The following is an 18,193-nucleotide window of genomic DNA, read 5'->3' as shown; positions in this document are numbered from 1 at the left end:
GATGGGGTAAGGCTCCCTGTAGACGACGGGGTTGATAGGCCGGAGATGGAAGCCTTGTGAGAGGTGGAGTTGACCGGTACTAATAGGCCGAGGGCTTGTCCATAGATGCTCGCGTCCACTGTGAAATTCGCTGTATGACCAGCGTGAAGGTGCCCTTGTAGGGTTCCGGTGGTCATGGCGGTGGGGAAACGCCCGGTTACATTCCGAACCCGGAAGCTAAGCCTGCCAGCGCCGATGGTACTGCATGGGGGACCGTGTGGGAGAGTAGGTCGCCGCCGGACAATTATTGAGTGTGTAGGGCTCGTTGGTTCGCCAACGGGCCCTACACGCGTTTGTGGCGCGGGCCGCCCGATGGGCCGACCCCTCCTCCTTTATGGGATTTCCGGGAGAGGGCGGACCCGTCAGAGGCGGCCCGTGGCCTTCAGGGAGAGATAGGCGTCGGCCAGTGCCGGCGGGAGGAGCTCGGGGGGCGCCTCGACGACCGTGACACCGAGGGCGCGGAGGCGTTCCGCGGTGTGCTGGCGTTCGATCTGGTGGCTGGCGGCCGCGGCGGCCTCGTAGACGCCGGGGACGGTGCCGCGGGCGCGGGCCATCTCGGCGATCCTGGGGTCGGCGACCGAGGCCACCACGACGGTATGGCGCCGCGTCAGGCGCGGCAGCACCGGCAGCAGTCCGGTCTCCACCGGGGCGGCGTCGAGGCTGGTGAAGAGCACGATCAGCGAGCGGCGTGGCGCGCCGGCCAGTGCGGCCGTGGCCATGGCGCGGGCGTCGGTCTCGATCAGCGCCGGTTCCAGCGGGGTGAGGGCGCCGACGACCGAGGGCAGCAGCTGGCCGCCGGTGCGGCCGCGCACCGAGGCGCGGACCGTGCGGTCGAAGGCGAGCAGGTCGACGCGGTCGCCGGCCTGCGAGGCCAGGGCGGTGAGGAGCAGGGCCGCGTCCATGGAGACGTCGAGGCGGGGGATGTCGCCGACACGCCCGGCCGAGGTGCGGCCGGTGTCGAGGACCAGCAGCAGATGCCGGTCGCGTTCGGGGCGCCAGGTGCGGACGGCGACCGCGGACTGGCGTGCCGTGGCGCGCCAGTCGATGGAGCGGACGTCGTCGCCGGGCACGTACTCGCGCAGGCTGTCGAACTCGGTTCCCTCGCCGCGGGTCAACACCGTGGTGCGGCCGTCGAGTTCGCGGAGCCGGGAGAGCTTGGCCGGGAGGTGCTTGCGGCTGGTGAAGGGGGGCAGCACCCGCAGCGTCCACGGGACGGCGTGGCCGCCCTGGCGGGCGGCGAGGCCGAGCGGTCCGTGGGAGCGGACGGTGACCCGGTCGGGGCGGTGCTCGCCGCGCCTGGTGGGGCCGAGCACGGTGGTGATCCTGCGGCGTTCGCCGGCGGGCACGCGCAGGCGGTGACGGGACGCGGCATAGGCGGTGCCCGGGCGCCAGGCGCTCGGCGGCCAGGCGTCGCGGAGCTCGGCGCGCAGCGGACGGCCGGAGGCGTTGGTGACGGTGAGGTGCACGGCGGCCTCGTCGCCCAGGCGGACGGTGGTGTCGCCGCCCCTGGCGAGCCGCAGCGGGCGGACCGGGGCGGCCAGGGCCAGGTCGACCAGGACGCCCACGAGCAGGGGCACGGCCACGGCCAGGATGCCGGTCCAGCCCGGGCGCAGGCCGGCGACCAGGGCGCCGAGCGCCGCCAGCAGCGCGGTGCGGCCGGTGAGTGCCATCAGCGGGGGACCGGGACGCGGGCCAGCAGGCCGGTGAGGACGCTGTCGGCGGTGACGCCCTCCATCTCCGCCTCGGGGCGCAGCCGGACGCGGTGCCTGAGGGTGGGCAGGGCGAGTGCCTTGACGTCGTCCGGGATGACGTAGTCGCGGCCGGAGAGCCAGGCCCAGGCGCGGGCCGTGCCGAGGAGCGCGGTGGCGCCGCGGGGGGAGGCGCCGATGGCCAGGGACGGCGACTCGCGGGTGCCCCGGCAGAGGTCGACGACATAGCCGGCGATGTCGGGCGAGACGGTGACCTTGGCGACGGCGGCGCGGGCGGCGGCGAGCTGCTCGGGGCCGGCGACCGGGCGGACGCCGGCGGTGGCGAGGTCGCGGGGGTCGAAGCCGGCGGCGTGCCTGGCGAGGACGTCGATCTCCTGCTCGCGGCTGGGCAGGGGGAGGTTGAGCTTGAGGAGGAAGCGGTCGAGCTGGGCCTCGGGCAGCGGGTAGGTGCCCTCGTACTCGATGGGGTTCTGGGTGGCGGCGACCATGAAGGGGTCGGGCAGCGGTCGGGGGGTGCCGTCGACGGAGACCTGGCGCTCCTCCATGGCCTCCAGCAGGGACGCCTGGGTCTTGGGCGGGGTCCGGTTGATCTCGTCGGCCAGCAGGAGGTTGGTGAAGACGGGGCCCGGCTGGAAGGAGAACTCGGCGGTGCGGGCGTCGTAGACGAGGGACCCGGTGACGTCGCTCGGCATCAGGTCGGGGGTGAACTGGACGCGCTTGGTGTCGAGTTCGAGTGCCGTGGCCAGGGTGCGGACGAGCAGGGTCTTGGCGACGCCCGGGACGCCTTCGAGGAGCACGTGGCCCCGGCACAGGAGGGCGACGACGAGGCCGGTGACGGCGGCGTCCTGGCCGACGACGGCCTTGCCGATCTCGGCCCGCAGGGCTTCCAGGGCCTGGCGCGCGTCCGGGGTCTCGGTTCCTGGGGTTGGCGCGGTCACGGGGTCGGGCCTTTCCGGTCGGGTTCGGTGGGTCGGTGCGGGGTGAGGCGCCGTTCGAGGGCGTCGAGTTCGTCGGCGAGGCGGACCAGCGCCTGGTCGTCGGTGGGGGCCGGGCCGAAGAGCGTCTGGTGGACGGTGGCCGGGTGCTCGCCGGTGTGGGCGGCGACGGCGGCCGGCAGCGCCTCGGGGGAGTGGGCCGCGGTCGGCGGGACGCCGACCAGCGGGGCGAGGCGGCTACGGGTGGCGGCGCGAAGCGCGCCGGCGGCGCGGTCGCGGGCGCCGGCCTGGTGGTAGAGGCGCGCGCGGCCCTCGGTGGTCTCGGCGGCGTGGACGACGACGGGCAGCCGCTCGGTGACGACGCGGCCGAGGCGGCGGGCGCGCCAGAGGGCGGCGAGGCCCGCGGCGACGAGGAGTTGCAGGGTGGCCCAGCGCCAGCCGGGGTGGAGGAGGCCGAGGAGACCGCGCTGGTCCTCGGCGGCGGGGGCCTCCTCGGCGGACGGCAGGTACCAGACGAGGTGCTGGCGGGTGCCGAGGAGTTGGAGGGCGAGGGCGGCGTTGCCGTACTCGTCGAGGTGCTCGTTGTGGAGCGGGTGGGGGGAGCCGAGGAGGACGGTCTCGCCGGCCTCGGCGGTCGCGCCGGGCAGCAGGGCGAGGGTGGGCAGGCCGCCCGCGACGTAGCAGCCGGTGGCGTCGGCGGGGACGCGGTAGCGGTAGCCGCCGAGTTGGGCGCTGCCGGCGCGTTCGGCCGGGGGCCAGGCGCAGTCGGCCTGGCGTTCCTCGACGGGGGCGGGGATGGTGTCGACGCCGGCCTCGGGGGCCAGGTCGGCGAGTGTCGCGGGGCCGGGCGAGACGAGGACGGTGCGGCCGCCGGCGTCGGTGGCGGATCGCAGCAGGCCGCGGGTGTGGGGGGTGAGGGCCTCGGGGTTGGTGACGAGCAGGGTGGTGTCCGGGCCGGCGAGGTCGGCGGCCTCGGCGGCCGTGGTGACGACCGTGGTGTCGATGCCCCGGTCGGCCAGGAGTTGGGCGATGGCGCGGCTGCCGGTCGGGGTGGCGGAGCGGGGGTCGAGGGTGCTGCTCGGGCCGCTGGTGAGGAGGGCGATGAGCAGGCCGGTGACGGCGAGGGCGACGGCGGCGAGGAGGAGGCCGCGACCGCGGCGCCAGAGGTGGCGGGCGTCGGGGGAGACGGCGGTGCTCGTGGTCATCGGGCCGTCCCCGTGCCGGTGGCGGTGAGGTCGGGACGGGTGGCGGCGAGGCGCTGGTCGAGGTCGCGCATCCTGGCGTCGTCGGCCGGGCCCGCGGGGCGGCCGCCGTAGGTGATGCCGTCGAAGGTGGTGGCGGCGACGCGCAGGTCGGCGGCGAGGGTGGGCAGGGGCCGGGCGGCCTCGGCGGCGGCCTCGGTGGCGGTGCGGCCGGGGCGCGGTTCGAGGAGTGCGCGTTCCTCGAGGGCGCGGACGATGGCGCGCAGGCGCTCCTGGACGGCCTCCGGCCAGCGGCCCGCGGCGGCGTGCGCGTCGGCGGCGGCGCGGTGTTCGGCGGCGGTGCGCGGCTGGTCGCCGAAGAGGCCGCCGGTGGAGCGGGGGCCCGCGGCGTCCCGCAGGGCGCCGAGGCGCATGCGGAGGGCGACGAGCAGGGCGACGACGAGGAGGGCGATGACCAGCAGGCCGACCCAGCCGCCCGGGGTGTTGAGGGCGACGTCGTCGAGCCTGCCGAGGAGCTCGTCCCAGATCCAGTTCCAGATCCGGCGGGGCAGGCTGGGCTCGTGCTCGGCGTAGGCGGGCTTGGACAGTTCGCGCCGCGCCTCGCGGAGGGCCTCCTCGCGGTCGGTGACGACGGGCGGGGCGGTGTCGTCGTCCGCCGCCGGCCGTGCGAGCGCCGTGAGCGGCGTCGGCACGGTGTCAGTTCCCCGGTGCCGGGGTGTCGCCGAGGCCGGCCGCGCTGGCGAGCTCGATGTCGAGGGCCTCGCGGCGGATGCGCTGGTCGATGTAGAGGAGGGCGGTGACGCCGGCGCTGATGGGGAGGGTGATGCCGGAGGCGATGACGGCGCCGACGCCGGAGATGGCCAGGTAGCTCCAGGACATCTCGGTGAGGCCGCCCTCCAGGAAGCCGCTGCCGCCGCCGGCGACGACCTCGGCGACCAGCGTGGTGGGGAACTCGATGATGCCGCTGACGATGGTGAGGAGCACCAGGATCAGCAGCTGGATGCCGAAGACCCGCCACCAGGAGCCGGTGACCAGCTTCCAGGAGCGCCGCATGGCGGCGAGGCTTCCCTGGCGTTCGAGCATCAGGGCGGGGGCGGCGAGGGAGAACTGGGTCCAGAGCCAGACGGCGAGGACCACGCCGCCGATGAAGCCGAGGGCGGCGAGGAGGGGGGAGCCGCCGAGGCCGAGGAGGAGCACGGGGACCAGGAGGGCGACGACCGAGATCAGGGGGACGAGGAGCACCAGGCCGAGGAGGCGCAGCAGGCGGCCGCGGGAGTCGTGCCAGGCCTCGCCGACCGTGACGCCGCGGCCGAGGACGGCGCGGCTGACGACGATGGTGAGCATGGCGGTGGCGAGCACGTTGCCGAGGAGGGTGGCGATGCCGGTGACGGAGCCGAAGCCGAGGAGGTCGCCGAAGGCGTCCCTGAGCTCCTCGTCGGTGGGGTTGGGGTTGTTCTCGAGGGCGCTGAACCCGGAGCTGTCGGAGAGCCAGGTGTGCAGTGCTATGGAGGAGAGCAGCTGGATGACGATGGCTATGGGGAGCGCTATCGCCAGCACGGTGCGCCAGTGGGCGCGGGCGGTGGAGACGGCGCCGTCGAGTATCTCGCCGACCCCGAGGGGGCGGAGCGGGATGACGCCGGGCTTGGGCGCCTGGGGCTGGGGCTGCCAGCCGCCGGGTGCTCCCCAGCCGGGCTGCTGTCCCCAGCCCTGCTGTTGACCCCATCCTGGCGGGTGGCCCCAGCCCGGCTGCTGCGGGGGCGGTGCGGCGCCCCAGCCCTGAGGAGGGGTGGGGGGCGCGGGCTGGGCGGGCGGTGTCTGCGGGGCGGTGGGCTGGTTCGCGTCGTGCCCTTCGCCGTCCTTCGGGGACCCGGGTGGCGTCCAGCCCTGCGACTCGCTCACTGCTTCCCCCTGGTGTTCGCTTCCGGGTGCCTCATACCACCGGATGTGGTGGTTTTCCTTGGCGCCCATCGTGCCATGGCGCCGTGCTGGCTGTGCCGGGAGTGGGTTGGCAGACTGTGCGGATGGCTGATCTGAGAGTTCCCGCGTTGCGCTGGGCCGAGCCGCCGGACGGGCCGGTCCTGGTGCTGCTCGACCAGACCCGGCTGCCGGCCGACGAGGTCGAGCTGGTGGTGACGGACGTGCCGGGCCTGGTGGCGGCGATCCGGTCGCTGGCGGTGCGGGGGGCGCCGGTCCTGGGTCTTGCCGGGGCGTACGGGGTGGCGTTGGCGGCGGCGCGCGGCTACGACGTGCAGGACGCGGCGCGGCAGCTGGCGGGGGCGCGGCCGACGGCGGTGAATCTGGGGTACGGGGTGCGGCGCGCGGTGGCGGCGTACGAGGCGGCCGGTGGTGGGGGCGCGAGCGCGGCCGCGGCCGCGCTCGCCGAGGCGCACGCGCTGTTCCGGGAGGACGCGGCGGCGAGCGCCGGGATGGTGGCGGCGGGCCGGGAGCTGCTGGGGGAGCTGCTGCCCGGTGGTCGGTACCGGATCCTGACGCACTGCAACACCGGCGAGCTGGTCTCGGCGGGTGGCGGGACGGCGCTCGCGGTGGTGCGGGCGGCGCACGAGGCGGGTGAGCTGCGGCGGCTGTGGGTGGACGAGACGCGGCCGCTGCTGCAGGGGGCGCGGCTGACGGCGTACGAGGCGGCGCGGGCCGGGATGCCGTTCTCGCTGCTGGTGGACGCGGCGGCGGGTTCGCTGTTCGCGGCGGGGGAGGTGGACGTGGTGCTGATCGGGGCGGACCGGATCGCGGCCGACGGCTCGGTGGCGAACAAGGTGGGCAGCTATCCGCTGGCGGTGCTGGCCAAGCACCACGGGGTGCCGTTCGTCGTGGTGGCGCCGGTGTCGACGGTGGACCTGGCGACGCCGGACGGGGCGGCGATCCAGGTGGAGCAGCGTCCGGGGCACGAGGTGACGGACGTCCGACCCGGGGTGCCGGTGGCGCCGGTGGGGACGCAGGCGTACAACCCGGCGTTCGACGTGACGCCGGCGGAGCTGGTGACGGCGATCGTGACGGAACATGGAGTGGTGTCGCCGGTGGATCACGGCACCCTGGCGGAAGTGTGTTCCAGATCACGTTCGACTAAGTCCTGATCAGGGGATGGGATGATGAAGGCATGAAGGGACGTGTACTCGTCGTCGATGACGACCCAGCTCTGTCCGAGATGCTCGGCATCGTGCTGCGCGGGGAGGGGTTCGAGCCCTCGTTCGTGGCCGACGGGGACAAGGCCCTCGCCGCCTTCCGTGAGATCAAGCCGGACCTGGTGCTGCTGGACCTGATGCTGCCCGGTCGGGACGGCATCGAGGTGTGCCGGCTGATCAGGGGCGAGTCCGGCGTGCCGATCGTCATGCTCACGGCGAAGAGCGACACGGTCGACGTCGTCGTGGGCCTGGAGTCCGGCGCCGACGACTACATCGTCAAGCCGTTCAAGCCCAAGGAGCTGATCGCGCGGATCCGTGCGCGGCTGCGCCGCTCCGAGGAGCCGGCGCCCGAGCAGCTCGCCATCGGCGACCTGGTGATCGACGTCGCGGGCCACTCGGTCAAGCGCGGCAGCCAGGCCATCTCGCTGACCCCGCTCGAGTTCGACCTGCTGGTGGCGCTGGCGCGCAAGCCGTGGCAGGTGTTCACCCGCGAGGTGCTGCTCGAGCAGGTGTGGGGCTACCGGCACGCGGCCGACACGCGGCTGGTGAACGTGCACGTCCAGCGGCTGCGGTCGAAGGTGGAGAAGGACCCGGAGCGCCCGGAGATCGTGGTGACCGTGCGCGGCGTGGGGTACAAGGCGGGGTCAAGCTGAGGTGGCCGACCGGCTGTGGTGGCATGGTTCCCGGCTGCTGACCGAAGGGGCGGCGACCGGGGCACAGCCGGCTATCCGGATATTCGGCCGTTGGGCCAGTGGTCCGCTGCTCTCCGTGCGGCGGCTGTGGCGGCGGAACATCCAGCTGCGGGTCGTGACCACCACACTGGTGATGTCGTTGGCCGTGGTGCTCGTGCTCGGCATCGTGGTGATCGGCCAGGTGCGCAACGGTCTGCTGGAGGCCAAGCGGCAGACGGCGCAGAGCCAGGCCGAGGGCGGTTTCGCGGTGGCGAGCGAGCTGGCCACCGGGGACGGCGAGGGCGCCGAGGCGGTGGCCGGGCAGACGGTCGACCCCAACGCCTGGTTGAACGGGATCGTCGAGCAGCTGTCCAGCGGCGGTCGCGGGGTCTTCTACGTGGTGGCGCTGCCCTCACAGCTGTCGGGCACGCCGTTCGTGAACGAGGCGGACAGCGGCTCCGGGCAGGCGCCGCGCGGCGCGCGGGCCTACGGGGACCTGCGGATGCCGGAGCAGTTCATCCCGACGGAGCTGCGGGAGGCGCTCGACCGCTCCACCGACGCGCACCGCCAGTACGGGCGGATCGACTTCCTCGACGGCTCCTCCCAGGAGGCGCTGATCATCGGGCGCCGGCTCACCGACATCCAGGGCAACTGGTACCAGCTCTACTACCTCTTCCCCTTCACACAGGAGGAGGAGTCGCTGTCGCTGGTGAGCGGCACCATCGCCACCGCGGGGCTTTTCGTGGTGGCGCTGCTCGGCGCGATCGCCTGGCTGGTGGTGCGGCAGGTGGTGACGCCGGTGCGGATGGCGGCGCGGATCGCGGAGCGGCTGGCCGCCGGGCGGCTGCAGGAGCGGATGAAGGTCAGCGGCGAGGACGACATCGCGCGGCTCGGCGAGTCGTTCAACAAGATGGCGCGCAACCTCCAGCTGCAGATCCAGCAGCTCGAGGAGCTGTCGCGGATGCAGCGGCGGTTCGTCTCCGACGTCTCGCACGAGCTGCGCACCCCGCTGACGACGGTGCGGATGGCGGCGGACGTGATCCACGAGGCGCGTGGCGAGTTCGATCCGGTGACCGCGCGCTCGGCCGAGCTGCTGCTGAGCCAGCTCGACCGGTTCGAGTCGCTGCTCGCCGACCTGCTGGAGATCAGCAGGTTCGACGCGGGCGCGGCCGCTCTGGAGGCCGACCTGACCGACCTGCGGGACGTCGTCAACCGGGTGGTCGAGGGCGCCGAGCCGCTGGCCGAGCGGCGCGGCAGCCGGCTGCTGGTGCGGGGCGCCGAGCGGCCCGTGGTGGCCGAGGTGGACGCGCGGCGGATCGAGCGGGTGCTGCGGAACCTGGTGGTCAACGCGATCGAGCACGGCGAGGGCCGGGACGTGGTGGTGCGCCTGGCGGCCAGCCGGGACGGGGACGCGGTGGCGGTCGCGGTGCGCGACCACGGCATCGGGCTGCGGGCCGGCGAGGCGGAGCGGGTGTTCAACCGGTTCTGGCGGGCCGACCCGGCGCGGGCCAGGACCACCGGCGGCACCGGGCTCGGGCTGTCCATCGCCCTGGAGGACGCGCACCTGCACGGCGGCTGGCTCGAGGCGTGGGGCGAGCCGGGCGGCGGCGCCCAGTTCCGGCTGACGCTGCCCCGCACGGCCGGCGAGCAGCTCCGGGGCTCGCCGCTGCCGCTCGAACCGCGGGACGCGCGGGCCAGGCGGGAGGCGCGGGCGGCGGTGCTCCCGGCCTCGCGGGCCGGGGAGCCGGGTCAGCTGGGGCAGCCGGTGGCGGCCGGCGGTGAGGCGCGGGGTGAGGGCGGTCATGAGGAGTGAGCGGCGCCCGCGGTGGCGGGTCGCGGCGGGGCTCGCGGCGGTCGGCCTGGTGCTGAGCGGCTGCGCGTCGATGCCGTCGAGCGGCCCGGTGCAGCGGGTGGACGCGTCCGAGCGCGCCGACTCGGACGGCGAGGGCGAGCCGCAGGTGCGGGTCTACGGGGTGCCGCCGGCCGAGGGCGCGCTGCCGCAGGCGATCGTCCGGGGCTTCCTGGAGGCGATCACGAGCGACGAGGCCGACTTCGAGACGGCCCGCGAGTACCTGACGCCGCGGCGGCGGGGCGAGTGGGACCCGTTCGCCAGCACCACCATCCTCTCCAGCGGCGCCGACCTGCGGATACCCGGGGCCGAAGAACCGGCGGCCTCGGGGGACGGGCAGACCATGCGGGTGGAGCTGACGGGCAGCAGGCTCGCCACCGTCGACGAGGCGCACGTGTACTCCCCGGAGGCCGGCGAGTACCAGGCGACGTTCCTGCTGCGGCGGGTGGACGACCAGTGGCGGATCGACACGCTGCCCGACGGCCTGGTGATCGGCGAGGCCGACTTCCGCCGGATCTACCGCTCCGTCAACACGTTCTATTACGCCGATCTGGGTCCCGAGGGCCGGCGGATCGAGCACGGCGAGGACGTGCTGGTGGCCGATCCGGTCTATGTGCGCCGCCGGATAGACCCGGTGGGCGAGACCGTCCGCACGCTGCTCGAGGGGCCGAGCGAGTGGCTGTCCCCCGCGGTGGCCTCCGCGTTCCCGTCGGGCGCCGAGGTGGCCGACGACCACGCGCCGGCGATCGACGAGTCGGGCGCGATCTCGGTGTGGCTGTCCGGGGTGCCGGTCGACTGGCCCGTCGACAGCTGTGAGCGGATGGCGGCCCAGCTGCTGCACACCGTGCAGGACGTGGCCTCGGTGGACGTGACGGAGGCCAGGCTGCTCGACGCGGTGGGGACACCGCTGTGCGACGAGTCCGAGGCCGCGGCGCGTGAGCACGCGCCCGGGCTGCTGGCCGGTGAACTGACCCGGCCCTACTTCCTCGAGGAGGACGGCGACCTGGTGCAGGTCGTCGAGGGCGAGGAGCAGCCCTCGCTGCGGCCGGTGCCCGGCACGCTCGACGAGGCCGAGGGCGGGCTGCGGGCGGTGGCGATCCGGCGGGACGGCGAGCAGGCGGCCGGGGTGAGCGCGGACGGCTCCACGCTCTACGTCGCCCCGCTGACCAACGAGGACGACACCGGGCCCGAGGTGCACGCCACCAGCGCCACCGGCGGGGACGACGCCGGACTCTCCGCGCCCAGCTGGGACGGTCTCGGCGACCTGTGGGTCGCCGACCGCGACCCGGCCGGGCCGCGGCTGCTGCGGCTGACCGAGGGCCGGGGCACGCCGGTGGAGGTGCCGGTCGAGGGGTTGCGGCACGACCAGCGGATCGAGGCGCTGCGGGTGGCCTCGGACGGGGTGCGGATCGCGATGCTGATCGGCGAGGCGGACGGCGGCGCGACGCTGCATCTCGGCCGGATCGAGCGAGTCGCGCACGGAGAGGGCGGGGAGGGCACCGAGCTCTCCGTCACCGGGCTGCGTCCGGTGATGCCGCAGCTGGAGGACGTGGCCGCGGTCTCCTGGGCCGGCGGCAGCCGCCTGGTGGTGGTGGGCCGGCCGGCGGACGGCGTGGAGCAGCTGATGTACGTGCGCTCCGACGGTTCGACGGTCAACACGCCGACGGTGCCCGGGCTCAACGACGTCACGGGCGTCGCGGCCACCGAGAACGAGGACCTTCCGCTGCTGGCCGAGACGGTGGCCGGGGTGGCCTGGCTCCAGGACCGCTCGCAGTGGAAGGTGGTCGGTTCGCTGGGGAGGGCCCCGGTCTACGCCGGCTGACGGCGGGTCGCGGCGGAATGGCCGGAAACCCCCTCCCGGGGGGTTGGCAGGGAGTTGTCCTGTCCGTCACGGTGGATTCATGCGCGGTTGGTGGCAGGAGCTCGGCTCCCTGATCCTGCCGACGGCGTGCGCCGGCTGCGGGCAGGCGCGCGCCGTGCTCTGCGAGCCCTGTCGGGCCGCGCTCACCGGCGGCCGGGTCCGCCGGGTGTCCCTCCGCCCCGAGCCGGCCGGGCTGCCCGCCGTCTACGCCGCCGCCGACTACCGGGACCAGGTGCGCGCGGTGCTGCTCGCGCACAAGGAGCGTGGCGTGCTGCCGCTGGCCGGTCCCTTGGGGCGGGCGCTCGCCGTGAGCGTCCGCGCCGCGTGCGCGGGGGCGGTCGACGCGGAGCGGGTGGTGAGTCTGGTGCCGGTGCCCTCGGCGCGTGCCGCCGTGGCCCGGCGCGGACATGATCCGGTGCGCCGGATCGCGCGCGCGGCCGCCGGGCGGCTGCGGAGTGCGGGATACGCGGTGCGGGTGCGGCCGGTGTTGCGGCAGTGTCGTCCGGTGGCGGACCAGGCCGGGCTCCCCAGGGCGCGGCGGTCGGCCAATCTCGCGGGGGCGCTGGCGGCGCGGCCGGGCGCCCTGACCGCCGGCGAGCCGGTGCTGCTGGTGGACGACCTGGTGACGACGGGTGCCTCGCTCGCCGAGGCGGCCCGGGCGGTGCGCGCCGCCGGCGGGCTGCCGTTGGGCGCCGCCGTGGTCGCGGGGCCCTCGGCCGTGGTGTCCGGGGCCGAGGTGCTTTCGGCTGTGGAGCCGGGTGTCGAGAAGCCGCGGGTCGCGAGACCGGAGAGATTCCGCTTCTAGGGTGCCGGGGCACCTTTCACAGAGGTACGTTCGTTACATAAGTGGAGATAGGGATTTCCCGGGGTTTGCGAGTGGTCGTGATCACCCTGAGAACGATGGGGTGTTGATCTTCGTGCCGGGGGAGGAGGAGGTGAAACCCGTAACCCCGAGGTAACGCCGGCGGGAGCCGAGGACACCGGCACCATCGGCACAGTGCACCAACGGAGGGGCCGCAGGGCCGCGGCGCCTCCGGGAACGGAGTTCTGCGTGGACATCGTCGTCAAGGGCCGCAAGACCGAGGTGCCGGAGCGATTCCGGCGACACGTGGCCGAGAAGCTGAAGCTGGACAAGATCCAGAGGATCGACGGCAAGGTGACCCGCCTCGACGTGGAAGTGTCCAAGGAGCACAACCCACGTCAGGCAGACCGTTCCGACCGGGTGGAGATCACCCTGCGGCACCGGGGTCCCGTGGTGCGGGCGGAGGCCTCAGCGGCCGACCCGTACGCGGCCCTGGACCTGGCGGCCGAGAAGCTGGAGTCGCGGCTGCGCAGGCAGCACGACAAGCGCCGCTGCCGCAGGGGCCGGGACCGTATCCCGGCCAGCGAGGTCGCCACCGCGGTCCCGGACGCCGCCCGGTTGAACGGCATGGACCCGCTTGAGCCGACGCACCAGGCGCCGGCGCGCCCGCCGGTGCGGCGCCTCGGCTCGGTCGTCGTGGAAGGGGACGGGCCCCTGGTGGTCCGCGAGAAGACGCATGTCGCGGCGCCCATGACGCTCGAACAGGCCCTCTACGAGATGGAGTTGGTCGGGCACGACTTCTACCTGTTCATCGACGCCGACACCAAGCAGCCGAGTGTCGTCTACCGCCGGCACGCCTACGACTACGGCGTGATCCATCTGGAGGCCGACCCGTTGGCCGAGAGCGTGCCGGAGGGAGCCGGCGGCGCCCTGGGCGGCTGACCGAGAAACCGAAAGGCACCCCTCGCCGGACTCGGCGAGGGGTGTCGCCATGGAATCATGAGGTCGCCGAGCGTGGCAGACGACATGGCCTCGGTCGGCTCCGGTCGTAGGGGGAGGAGCGATGGTGGACACTTTCGGGCCCACGATGCCTCGGGAGCGGCCCGGCGATGCGGAGGCGGCCTCGGCGGCCGAGCAGCGCGAGCCGATCCGGGTGCTGGTGGTCGACGACCACGAGCTGTTCCGGCGCGGACTCGAGATCGTGCTCGCGCAGGAGGAGGACATCCAGGTCGTCGGCGAGGCGGGGGACGGTGCCGAGGCGGTCGAGAAGGCCGCCGACCTGCTGCCCGACATCGTGCTGATGGACGTGCGGATGCCGCGCAGGGGCGGGATCGAGGCATGCACCTCCATCAAGGAGGTCGCGCCCAGCGCGCGGATCATCATGCTGACCATCAGCGACGAGGAGGCCGACCTCTACGACGCCATCAAGGCGGGCGCGACCGGCTACCTGCTCAAGGAGATCTCCACCGACGAGGTGACCGCGGCGATCCGGGCCGTGGCGGACGGGCAGTCCCAGATCAGCCCCTCGATGGCGGCCAAGCTGCTCACCGAGTTCAAGTCGATGATCGAGCGCACCGACGAGCGGCGCCTGGTGCCGGCGCCCAAGCTGACCGACCGGGAGCTCGAGGTGCTCAAGCTGGTGGCCACCGGCAAGAACAACCGGGACATCGCCAAGGAGCTCTTCATCAGCGAGAACACCGTGAAGAACCACGTGCGCAACATCCTGGAGAAGCTCCAGCTGCACTCCCGGATGGAGGCCGTGGTCTACGCGATGCGCGAGAAGATCCTGGACCTGGAGACGGGATGAGGGGCTAGGGGGAGACCTCCGCGAGGGCGCCGGCCAGCGGGGCGTGCAGCTCGGTCGGCGTCACCCGCTCCACCGTGACCCGGTCGCAGCCCACCCAGCGCGCGGCCTCCGCCAGCGCCTCGGCCATCGCCGGTATCGCCTTGCGGGCGCGCGCCTCGCCGCCCTCGAAGGCCGCGTGCCTGGCGACCAGCGTGTCGCCCTCGCGCGCCGGGTCCACCCGGCCGAGCAGCCGGCCGCCGGCCAGCAGCGGCATCGCGAAGTAGCCGTAGACCCGCTTCGGCCTCGGCACATACGCCTCAAGACGGTGCGTGAAGCGGAACATCCGCTCGGTGCGCGGCCGGTCCCAGACCAGCGAGTCGAACGGGGAGAGCAGCGTGGTGCGGTGCCGGCCGCGCGGCGCGGTGGCCAGCGCCGCCGGGTCCGCCCACGCCTCGTGGTGCGGGCCCCAGCCGGCGACCACCACCGGCACCAGGCCGGTGTCCGCTATCACCGCCGCCACCTCGGCGATCCTCAGCCGATGGTAGTCGGCCAGGTCGGCCAGCGTGGCCACCCCCATCGCGGCCCCCGCCTGGGCGACGAGCCGCCGCACGCACTCCGCGTCCGGCAGGTCGTCGTGGCGCAGCTCGCCGGGGACGGCGCGCTCGGCCAGGTCGTAGACCCGCTTCCAGCCGCGCCGCTCGACGCACACCACGTCCCCGAACATCAGCGCCCGCTCGACCGCGATCTTGGTGTCGCTCCAGTCCCACCAGGGGCCGCCGTTCTTCGCGCCGCCGAGCTCGGTGGCGGTCAGCGGGCCCTCGGCGCGCAGCTGGGCGATCACCTTCTCGTAGGCGCCGGGCGCCAGCTCGTGGTGCCAGGACTCCCGGGCCCGGTAGGCGCGCCGCCGGAAGGCGAACAGCGGCCACTCCTCGATCGGCAGCACGCAGGCCGCGTGCGACCAGTACTCGAAGGAACGACCCCCCGACCAGTACGCCTCCTCGACCGCCGCGCGGCCCACCGCGCCGAGCCGCGCGTACGGCAGGAGCTCGTGCGAGCGGGCCAGCACCGAGATGGTGTCCAGCTGGACGGCGCCGAGCCGGCGCAGCACCCCCCGCACGCCCCCCGCCCGGTCGGGGGCGCCGAGCAGGCCCTGGGCGCGCAGGGCGATCCGGCGGGCTTCGTCGGCTGAGAGCTGTAGCGGCTGTGCGGCAGTCATGCGAGCGATCGTAGAGCGGACCACTGACACTCGTCGCGACGCTCGCATACCATGGCCGGTGCGGCGGGGCCATATCTCGCTGTGCCCGCGCATTCCCATCGGCGCCAGGCCCGACCGGCAAGGAGACCAGCCCTCGTGTCCGTCTTCAACAAGATCATGCGTGCAGGCGAAGGCAAGATCCTGCGCAGGTTGCAACGCATCGCCAACCAGGTGAACTCCATTGAAGAGGACTTCCTTGAGCTGACGGACGCCGAGCTGCGGGCCCTCACCGACGAGTACCGGGAGCGCTACGCGGACGGCGAGAGCCTGGACGACCTGCTGCCCGAGGCGTTCGCCACCGTCCGCGAGGCGGCCAAGCGGGTGCTCGGCCAGCGCCACTACGACGTCCAGCTGATGGGTGGCGCCGCGCTGCACCTCGGCTACGTGGCCGAGATGAAGACCGGTGAGGGCAAGACCCTGGTGGGCACCCTGCCCGCCTACCTCAACGCGCTCTCCGGCGACGGCGTGCACCTGATCACCACCAACGACTACCTGGCGCAGCGTGACTCCGAGTGGATGGGCCGGGTCCACCGCTTCCTCGGCCTGTCGGTCGGCTGCATCACCGCCGGGATGACGCCCGCCAAGCGCCGCGAGCAGTACGCCTGCGACATCACCTACGGCACCAACAACGAGTTCGGCTTCGACTACCTGCGCGACAACATGGCCTGGTCGAAGGACGAGCTGGTGCAGCGCGGCCACAACTACGCCGTCGTCGACGAGGTGGACTCGATCCTGATCGACGAGGCGAGGACCCCGCTGATCATCTCGGGCCCCGCCGACCAGGCCACCAAGTGGTACGCGGACTTCGCCAAGCTGGTGCAGCGCCTGGAGAAGGGCGAGCCGGCCGTCCCGACCCGGCAGGTCGCCGAGACCGGCGACTACGACGTCGACGAGAAGAAGCGCACCGTCGCGATCCACGACGCGGGCGTCACCAAGGTCGAGGACTGGCTGGGCATCGACAACCTCTACGAGTCGGTCAACACCCCGCTCGTCGGCTACCTGAACAACGCCATCAAGGCCAAGGAGCTGTACAAGAAGGACAAGGACTACGTCGTCCTCGACGGCGAGGTCGTGATCGTCGACGAGCACACCGGCCGCATCCTGGCCGGCCGCCGCTACAACGAGGGCATGCACCAGGCGATCGAGGCGAAGGAGGGGGTGAAGATCAAGGACGAGAACCAGACGCTCGCCAAGATCACCCTCCAGAACTACTTCCGCCTCTACGGCAAGCTCGCCGGCATGACCGGTACGGCGATGACCGAGGCCGCCGAGTTCCACCAGATCTACAAGCTCGGCGTGGTCCCCATCCCGACCAACCGGCCGATGGCCCGCGTCGACCAGTCCGACCTGATCTACCGCACCGAGGTCGCCAAGTTCGCGGCCGTCGTCGACGACATCGTCGAGAAGCACGAGAAGGGCCAGCCGGTGCTGGTCGGCACCACCTCGGTGGAGAAGTCCGAGTACCTGTCCCAGCAGCTCAACAAGCGCGGCGTGCGGCACGAGGTGCTCAACGCCAAGAACCACGAGCGCGAGGCCGCGATCGTCGCCAAGGCCGGCCGCAAGGGCGCCGTCACGGTGGCCACCAACATGGCCGGCCGAGGCACCGACATCAAGCTCGGCGGCAACCCGGAGGACATCGCCGAGAGCGAGCTGCGCGCCAAGGGGCTCGACCCCGTCGAGCACGTCGAGGAGTGGGCGGCCGCGCTGCCGGAGGCCCTGGAGCGGGCCGAGCAGGCGGTCAAGACCGAGTTCGAGGAGGTCAAGAACCTCGGCGGGCTCTACGTGCTGGGCACCGAGCGGCACGAGTCGCGGCGGATCGACAACCAGCTGCGCGGCCGCTCGGGCCGCCAGGGCGACCCGGGCGAGTCCCGCTTCTACCTGTCGCTCGGCGACGACCTGATGCGGCTCTTCAAGGCACAGATGGTCGAGCGCGTCATGGCCATGGCCAACGTGCCGGACGACGTGCCGATCGAGAACCGCATGGTCACCCGCGCCATCGCCTCGGCGCAGGGCCAGGTCGAGCAGCAGAACTTCGAGATCCGCAAGAACGTGCTGAAGTACGACGAGGTGCTGAACCGGCAGCGCGAGGTCATCTACAGCGAGCGCCACCGGGTGCTGGCCGGCGAGGACCTGCACGAGCAGGTGCGGTTCTTCATGGACGACACCATCGACGCGTACGTGCAGGCCGAGACGGCCGGCGGGTTCGCCGAGGAGTGGGACCTGGAGCGGCTGTGGGGCGCGTTCAAGCAGCTCTACCCGGTCTCGGTGACGGTCGAGGAGCTGGAGGAGGAGGCGGGCGGCCGGGACGGCCTCACGCCGGAGTTCCTGGCCGAGTCCATCAAGGAGGACATCTCCCGGCAGTACGACAAGCGGGAGCAGGAGCTCGGGCCCGAGGTGATGCGGGAGCTGGAGCGCCGCGTGGTCCTCTCGGTGCTCGACCGCAAGTGGCGTGAGCACCTGTACGAGATGGACTACCTGCAGGAGGGCATCGGCCTGCGGGCCATGGCCCAGCGGGACCCGGTCGTCGAGTTCCAGCGCGAGGGCTTCGACATGTTCACGGCCATGATGGACGGGATCAAGGAGGAGTCCGTCGGCTACCTGTTCAACCTGGAGGTCCAGGTCGAGCGGCAGGTCGAGCAGGTCCCGGTGCAGGGCGGCGAGAAGCAGCCCGCGGAGGCCGGCGAGCAGCCGGCGCCGGTGCCGGCGGGCGCGCGGCCGGCGATCCGGGCCAAGGGCCTGGACGCGCCGCAGCGGGCGGACCGGCTGCACTTCTCGGCCCCGACGGTGGACGGTGCCGGCGGCGTGGTCGAGGGCGACTTCGAGTCGGAAGGCGCAGCGGGGGCCGGCGGGGCCGGCGGGGACGGCACGACGCGGGCGGAGCGGCGTCGCGCAGCGAAGGGCGGCCGCCGGCGTAAGAAGTAACGGCGGTATTCCCCCACCCACCCAC

General features: G+C 73.5%; 14 protein-coding genes and 2 rRNA genes. 10 read left to right on the top strand and 6 right to left on the bottom strand.

Annotation, left to right across the window (positions count from 1 at the left end):
- Window positions 1–103, top strand: a 23S ribosomal RNA gene (locus RNC47_RS33490); the annotation flags it as partial.
- Window positions 104–164: 61 nt separating this feature from the next.
- Window positions 165–281 (top strand): 5S ribosomal RNA (gene rrf, locus RNC47_RS33485).
- A gap of 120 nt (window positions 282–401) precedes the next feature.
- Here the strand turns inward: rrf and RNC47_RS33480 are convergent.
- Genes RNC47_RS33480 through RNC47_RS33460 form a run of 5 tightly spaced genes read right to left on the bottom strand, consistent with a single transcriptional unit; the run spans window position 402 to window position 5,784 of the window.
- Window positions 402–1,709 (bottom strand): DUF58 domain-containing protein, encoded by a 1,308-nt coding sequence (locus tag RNC47_RS33480; protein WP_311604338.1) that lies wholly within the window; start codon window positions 1,707–1,709, stop codon window positions 402–404.
- Complete coding sequence (locus RNC47_RS33475; protein WP_311604337.1) at window positions 1,709–2,686, bottom strand: AAA family ATPase; 978 nt, start codon at window positions 2,684–2,686, stop codon at window positions 1,709–1,711. Before RNC47_RS33475 ends, RNC47_RS33480 begins: the two co-directional genes overlap by 1 nt.
- A complete protein-coding gene (locus RNC47_RS33470) occupies window positions 2,683–3,888 on the bottom strand; it encodes a DUF4350 domain-containing protein (RefSeq protein ID WP_311604335.1) in 1,206 nt (401 codons plus the stop codon). The genes RNC47_RS33475 and RNC47_RS33470 overlap by 4 nt, the downstream gene beginning before the upstream one ends.
- A complete protein-coding gene (locus RNC47_RS33465; protein WP_311604333.1) occupies window positions 3,885–4,577 on the bottom strand; it encodes a DUF4129 domain-containing protein in 693 nt (230 codons plus the stop codon). Before RNC47_RS33465 ends, RNC47_RS33470 begins: the two co-directional genes overlap by 4 nt.
- Window positions 4,578–4,581: 4 nt before the next feature.
- Window positions 4,582–5,784, bottom strand: a complete 1,203-nt coding sequence (locus tag RNC47_RS33460; RefSeq protein WP_311604332.1) for a DUF7544 domain-containing protein — start codon at window positions 5,782–5,784, stop codon at window positions 4,582–4,584.
- 122 nt (window positions 5,785–5,906) lie between these two features.
- Here RNC47_RS33460 and mtnA point away from each other — a divergent pair, with 122 nt between their 5' ends.
- The 7 genes from mtnA (at window position 5,907) to RNC47_RS33425 (ending at window position 14,012) form a co-directional block, all read left to right on the top strand.
- A complete protein-coding gene (gene mtnA, locus RNC47_RS33455; RefSeq protein WP_311604331.1) occupies window positions 5,907–6,974 on the top strand; it encodes an S-methyl-5-thioribose-1-phosphate isomerase in 1,068 nt (355 codons plus the stop codon).
- 23 nt (window positions 6,975–6,997) lie between these two features.
- Window positions 6,998–7,675: a two-component system response regulator MtrA gene (mtrA, locus tag RNC47_RS33450; protein WP_132819589.1), complete on the top strand. Its 678-nt coding sequence runs from the start codon at window positions 6,998–7,000 to the stop codon at window positions 7,673–7,675.
- A 1-nt stretch (window position 7,676) separates the two neighbouring features.
- Window positions 7,677–9,506 carry an MtrAB system histidine kinase MtrB gene (mtrB, locus tag RNC47_RS33445; protein WP_311604330.1) on the top strand — a complete coding sequence of 610 codons (1,830 nt, stop codon included), beginning with the start codon at window positions 7,677–7,679 and terminating at the stop codon, window positions 9,504–9,506.
- Window positions 9,496–11,364 (top strand): LpqB family beta-propeller domain-containing protein, encoded by a 1,869-nt coding sequence (locus RNC47_RS33440; protein ID WP_311604328.1) that lies wholly within the window; start codon window positions 9,496–9,498, stop codon window positions 11,362–11,364. The genes mtrB and RNC47_RS33440 overlap by 11 nt, the downstream gene beginning before the upstream one ends.
- 79 nt (window positions 11,365–11,443) lie before the next feature.
- Entirely contained in the window at window positions 11,444–12,208 is a 765-nt protein-coding gene (locus tag RNC47_RS33435) for a ComF family protein (protein ID WP_311604327.1), read from the top strand.
- Window positions 12,209–12,454: 246 nt separating this feature from the next.
- Window positions 12,455–13,147, top strand: a complete 693-nt coding sequence (gene hpf / locus RNC47_RS33430) for a ribosome hibernation-promoting factor, HPF/YfiA family (RefSeq protein ID WP_394814939.1) — start codon at window positions 12,455–12,457, stop codon at window positions 13,145–13,147.
- 121 nt (window positions 13,148–13,268) lie between these two features.
- Window positions 13,269–14,012 (top strand): response regulator, encoded by a 744-nt coding sequence (locus RNC47_RS33425; RefSeq protein WP_387099486.1) that lies wholly within the window; start codon window positions 13,269–13,271, stop codon window positions 14,010–14,012.
- A gap of 4 nt (window positions 14,013–14,016) precedes the next feature.
- On the opposite strand, the gene RNC47_RS33420 is transcribed toward RNC47_RS33425, so the two are convergent.
- Window positions 14,017–15,207, bottom strand: a complete 1,191-nt coding sequence (locus RNC47_RS33420; protein WP_311604324.1) for a winged helix-turn-helix domain-containing protein — start codon at window positions 15,205–15,207, stop codon at window positions 14,017–14,019.
- 135 nt (window positions 15,208–15,342) lie between these two features.
- Here RNC47_RS33420 and secA point away from each other — a divergent pair, with 135 nt between their 5' ends.
- A complete protein-coding gene (gene secA / locus RNC47_RS33415; RefSeq protein WP_311604323.1) occupies window positions 15,343–18,168 on the top strand; it encodes a preprotein translocase subunit SecA in 2,826 nt (941 codons plus the stop codon).
- The last annotated feature ends 25 nt before the right edge of the window (window positions 18,169–18,193 follow it).

The sequence above is a fragment of the Streptomyces millisiae genome (genome assembly GCF_031845425.1).
In the GTDB taxonomy this organism is placed as follows: Bacteria; Actinomycetota; Actinomycetes; order Streptomycetales; family Streptomycetaceae; genus Streptomyces; species Streptomyces millisiae.
This window is presented reverse-complemented; position numbering and strand designations above follow the sequence as displayed.